A 4,855-nucleotide genomic window follows, 5' to 3' on the forward strand; every position below is an offset into this window, starting at 1 on the left:
GGGTTAGGGGGTCAGCCAGTCGGCGGGGAAGTCGTCTCGGAAGCGGTCCAAGGTCTCCTCGTCGCGGGCGCGGACGGAGAGCCAGCCTCCGGCGTCGCAGAGGAGCAGGCCCGGGGCCGTGTAGAAGGCTTCGCCCTCCTCGCCCTCCGGGTACGACGGGAAGGGCAGGCGGGTGAAGCGGCGCTCCAGCTCGTCGAAGTCTTCGAAGTCGCCGTGGTCGCAGACGGGCTCGTCGGCCTGCAGCGCCTCGAAGAGGACGATCTCGATGCAGGCCGTGGAGAAGGCGGCGAGCCAGTTCTCCCAGCGTTCCGCCTCCTTGTCCGCCAGATCTGCGCGCATGCGGACGGGCGGATCCGCCTGGTCCAGGTCGGTGAGGAGGACGCCCCAGGACGCGACCCCCTGGTTCTCCTCGCGGAAGACGAGCGCCTCCTTGCGGTCGTCCACGTAGAACTCGTCCGGGCTCAGCAGCGTTTGCATGTTGCTGTGCAGGTCGGCGCGCCGGCCGAAGAGCGCGTACGCCTCGCGCAGGGCCTCGGGGAGGCGTACGCCCAGGTTCGCTTCAACCGCTGTCAGCTCGGCGTCCGGGGTGCCGTCGCCGGGGGCCAGCGGGGTCCGCCACGTCGCGGCGAAGTCCCGGATGTAGGCCCACGCGGCCGTCCGGTCGCGCAGGGCGGACGGGAGATCGCGGACAAGGTCGAAGGAATCGGTCACGGACCTGAAAGTACTCCGGTTACGGGCGGCCCGTTCGGCGGTTGAACGGTTCTGCTCTGAGCAGCGGCCGTTCCGTACTGACCGTGCGGAGGGCAGAGTTTCGCCATGAGGCTCTTGATGCTGGGTGGGACGGAGTTCGTCGGACGGGCCGTCACCGAGGGCGCCCTCGCCCGGGGGTGGGAGGTGACCGTCTTTCACCGGGGGCGGCACGAGCCGCCGAAGGGCGCCGGGTCGTTGCGCGGCGACCGCACGGCGGAGGACGGCCTCGCGGCGCTCTCCGGCGGGGAGTGGGACGCGGTCATCGACACCTGGTCGGCCGCGCCGTCCGCGGTGCGCGACGCGGCGAAGCTCCTGGACGGTCGCGTCGGCCAGTACGCCTACATCTCCAGCCGTTCCGTCTACCGGTTCCCCGCGCCGGCCGGGTCCGGCGAAGAGGCCCCCGTGGTCGACGGCTCCCCCGACGACGGCGACGGCACGGACTACGCGGCGGCGAAGCGCGGTGGAGAGCTCGCGGCGGCCGGCGTGTTCGGCGACCGCGCCCTGCTGGTGCGGGCGGGGCTCGTCCTCGGCCCGTACGAGAACATCGGGCGGCTGCCGTGGTGGCTGGCGCGCATGGCCCGGGGCGGGGAGGTCCTGGCGCCGGGCCCACGCGATGCGGGCCTGCAGTACATCGACGTCAGGGACCTCGCCGCCTGGACCTTGGACGCCGTCGAACGCCGGCTCGGCGGGCCGTTCGACCTCGTCAGCCCGCCCGGCCACACGACGATGGGCGAGCTGCTCGAAGCGTGCGTCCAGGTGACGGGTTCCGGTGCCGAACTCGTCTGGACGTCCCCGCAAGCCATCCTCGACGCGGGCATCCAGCCGTGGACCGACCTTCCGGTGTGGCTCCCGCCCGGTGAGGCGTACGACATGATGCACCGGGGAAACGTGGCCAAGGCCCTTTCCGCGGGCTTGCGCTGCAGATCCGTGCAGGAAACGGTCACGGACACCTGGGAGTGGCTGCGGAGCATCGGCGGGCGGGCGCCGCAACGTCCTGACCGGCCCGTGGTCGGCCTCGACGCCGCGACGGAGGCGGAGCTCCTGCGCCGCCGCCCCGGGCGCGGCTGAGCCCGGGCGCGGCACTTCGGTGGACGCGGCGGGGTCCGGTCGGCTAGAGAGTCAGACATGACCGCTTTGGTACTCGGCCCCCACCTCCGGCACGTGAGTCACCACACCGCGACGATCTGGGTGGAGACCGACCGTCCCTGCGAGGTCCGGGTCGTCGGCCGGGAGCACGGCGTGGACGCCGCCGCCCGGACCTTCACCGCGCACGGCCACCACTACGCCGTGGTCGAGATCGAAGGGCTCGCCCCCGGCGCGCGCGTCCCCTACGAGGTGCTGGCCGACGGCGAGACCGTCTGGCCGGAGGGCGACACGGGGTTCCCGCCGTCCCAGATCAGGACGCTGGACCCGGCGGGCGGCCTGCGCATCTCGTTCGGCTCCTGCCGCCGCTCCCCCGGGACGGTGGAGCAGTTCGGGCACGACGCGCTCAGCTCGCTCGCCGACCGGCTCCGCGCGGGCGGCGACTCGGCCGGGTGGCCCGACGTCCTGCTCATGGTCGGCGACCAGATCTACGCCGACGAGCTGACCGACGAGATGCGCGAGTTCATCCGGGCGCACCGCGAACCGGGGGAACTGCCCGTCGAGGAGGTCGCGGACTACGAGGAGTACACCTTCCTCTACAAGCTCGCCTGGCACGACGACCCGGCGGTGCGGTGGCTGCTGTCCACTATCCCGACGTTCACCATCTTCGACGACCACGACATCAGGGACGACTGGAACACGTCCTACGCGTGGCGCCAGGAGATGTGGTCGAAGCCCTGGTGGAGGGATCGCATCACCGGCGGCATCGGCTCGTACTGGATCTACCAGCACCTCGGGAACATGTCGCCGGAGGACCGCGCGTCCGACCCCCTCTTCAAGGCGGTGCGCACGGCGTCCGACAGCACGGGCGACGCGGGCGCCGTCCTGGACGAGTTCGCGGTGCAGGCCGACAAGGAACCGGCCAGCACGCGCTGGAGCTACGCCCACGACTGGGGCGGCGTCCGGCTGATCGTCGTCGACAGCCGGTGCTCCAGGCTCCTCACCGCCGACCGCCGCGGCATGCTCGACGACGACGAGTTCGCCTGGCTGGACGACCAGTGCCGGGGCGGCATGGACCACCTGCTCATCGCGAGCTCGCTCCCCTACCTGCTCCCCAGGACGATCCACCACGCCGAGTCGTGGAACGAGGCGGTCGCCGGCGGCGCCTGGGGCAAGACCGCGGCGAAGCTCGGAGAGAAGATCAGGCAGGCGGCCGACCTGGAGCACTGGGCGGCGTTCGAGAGCTCGTTCCGCACCCTGGCCGACGACGTCATCGCCGTGGGACGCGGCGAACGCGGCCCGGCACCGGCGACCATCTCGTTCCTGTCCGGCGACATCCACTACTCGTACCTGGCGCGGGTCACCCGGCCGGGCACCGAGTCGAAGATCTCGCAGGTCGTCTGCTCGCCGCTGCGCAACCCGCTGGCCGGGGTGTTCCGCTGGGCGAACCGGCTGGCGTACGCGCGGGTGACGGGCTGGCCGTTCCGCGCGCTGGCGAAGCTGGCGAAGGTGCCCGCCCCGCCGCTGCGGTGGCGGCTGACCGACGGCCCGTGGTTCGACAACGCCATCGCCACCGTCGAGCTTTCCGGACGCGATTGCGGCGTGCGCTGGGAGACCCCGGTGGACGGCGGCGGGCTCACCGAGATGGGGCGGGCGAAAATAACCGGCTGAATGGACGACAATACGTGATCGATCCATCACTATTCGCGAGCGGAAAATACGTTCGCCCGGCACGGCGGCGGGGCCGGTCGCCACGTGCGGTTGAAGGCCGGGTACGGGGCGTCCCGCGATTGGGCCGCGAGCTGCTCCTTCCCGTAAAGATCATGGAGAAGCACGGGGCCGGCCGGAAAAGGCTGGTAGCGTCCGCCGCGGCTCCCGGATTTCTTCGTTACCGAGGAGTCGCCAACCGGCGGCCCGCCATGAAAGAGTGGCGAATCACCGTATTGGCCTACCGGGCTTGCACGCCTCACTACGCTATAAGCGCCCGGGGACAGTACGCCGGTTGAGCACGCTGTGAGCTCCCGTGTTTGAGGAAGGGCGGTGTCGCATGGATCGCTGCGCGCTGTTCGTAGACGCCGGCTACCTGCTGGCCGACGGCGCGATGGCGGTGCACGGCACGCGCCACCGCGACACCGTCTCGTGGGACTTCGGCGGCCTCCTGCAACTCCTGGGCAACCTCTCCAGGGAACGCACGGGCATGCCGCTGCTGCGCTGCTACTGGTACGAGGCGACCGTCGAGGGCCGCCGCTCCCCCGAGCACGACGCGCTCGCCGACCTGCCCGGCCTCAAGCTGCGGCTCGGCCGCATCCGCCCCGGCCGCCGCGAGGGCGTCGACTCCGAGATCCACCGCGACCTGATGACCCTCTCCCGCAACGGCGCGCTCACCGACGCCGTCCTGGTCAGCGCGGACGAGGACCTCGCCCAGGTCGTCTCCGACGCCCAGGACCTCGGCGTCCGCGTCACCGTCGTGCACGTCGCCGTCGAGGGCAACTGGACCATCTCCCGGGTGCTGCGGCAGGAGTGCGACGACCTCATCGAGATCGGCGCCGGCCACCTGCGCCCCTTCGTCAACCTGCTCGCCGGTGTGGAGAGCACCGCCGGCTCCTCGTCCGGGACGAGCCCGCTGTCCAACGGGCACGGCTCCAACGGGCACGGAAGCTCGCTCGGCGCCCTCCAGGCCGCCGCGCACAACGGGCCGCCCCCGGCGTCCCCGCTGAGCCGGCCGCCGGTGCCGTCCGCGCCGCCGGTCCGCGACCTGGGCCCGGCCATGACCGGCAACGTCGGGCCGGGCGGTCCCGGCTCGGGCGGCGGAGGCACCGGCCCGATGCCGCTGCCCGGCAGCTCGGGCGGCGGGTCGTCCTACGGCTCGGGCGGTTCCGCGTACGGCTCGGGCGGCGGTTCCGCGTACGGCTCGGGCGGCTCGGGCGGTTCGGGCGGGTCCTCGTACGGCACCGGGGGGCACCAGGCGCACCTGCAGCCCGCCGCGACGCCGCCGGGGCCGTCCGCCACGCAGGCCCCGCCC

The 4,855-nt window shown here is 72.5% G+C and carries 4 protein-coding genes; 3 read left to right on the top strand and 1 reads right to left on the bottom strand.

The window, feature by feature from the left end:
- Nucleotides 1–3 precede the first annotated feature (3 nt).
- On the bottom strand, nucleotides 4–711 hold the full coding sequence (locus tag E1200_RS31240; protein ID WP_131955919.1) for an SMI1/KNR4 family protein: 708 nt from the start codon (nucleotides 709–711) through the stop codon (nucleotides 4–6).
- A 105-nt stretch (nucleotides 712–816) separates the two neighbouring features.
- Here E1200_RS31240 and E1200_RS31245 point away from each other — a divergent pair, with 105 nt between their 5' ends.
- The 3 genes from E1200_RS31245 to E1200_RS35075 all read left to right on the top strand — a co-directional run.
- Nucleotides 817–1,818, top strand: a complete 1,002-nt coding sequence (locus tag E1200_RS31245; RefSeq protein ID WP_131955921.1) for an NAD-dependent epimerase/dehydratase family protein — start codon at nucleotides 817–819, stop codon at nucleotides 1,816–1,818.
- 57 nt (nucleotides 1,819–1,875) lie between these two features.
- Entirely contained in the window at nucleotides 1,876–3,504 is a 1,629-nt protein-coding gene (locus tag E1200_RS31250) for an alkaline phosphatase D family protein (RefSeq protein ID WP_131955923.1), read from the top strand.
- A gap of 376 nt (nucleotides 3,505–3,880) precedes the next feature.
- Nucleotides 3,881–4,855: NYN domain-containing protein (locus E1200_RS35075; protein WP_131955925.1), on the top strand; the 975-nt coding region annotated here is incomplete at its 3' end.

It is taken from the genome of Actinomadura sp. GC306, assembly GCF_004348665.1.
GTDB lineage: Bacteria > Actinomycetota > Actinomycetes > Streptosporangiales > Streptosporangiaceae > Spirillospora.

Bases quoted from the DNA above. Each gene is read 5' to 3' on its own strand.
- E1200_RS31250 (WP_131955923.1), top strand. From the start codon at position 1,876: ATGACCGCTTTGGTACTCGGCCCCCACCTCCGGCACGTGAGTCACCAC.
- E1200_RS31245 (WP_131955921.1), top strand. From the start codon at position 817: ATGAGGCTCTTGATGCTGGGTGGGACGGAGTTCGTCGGACGGGCCGTC.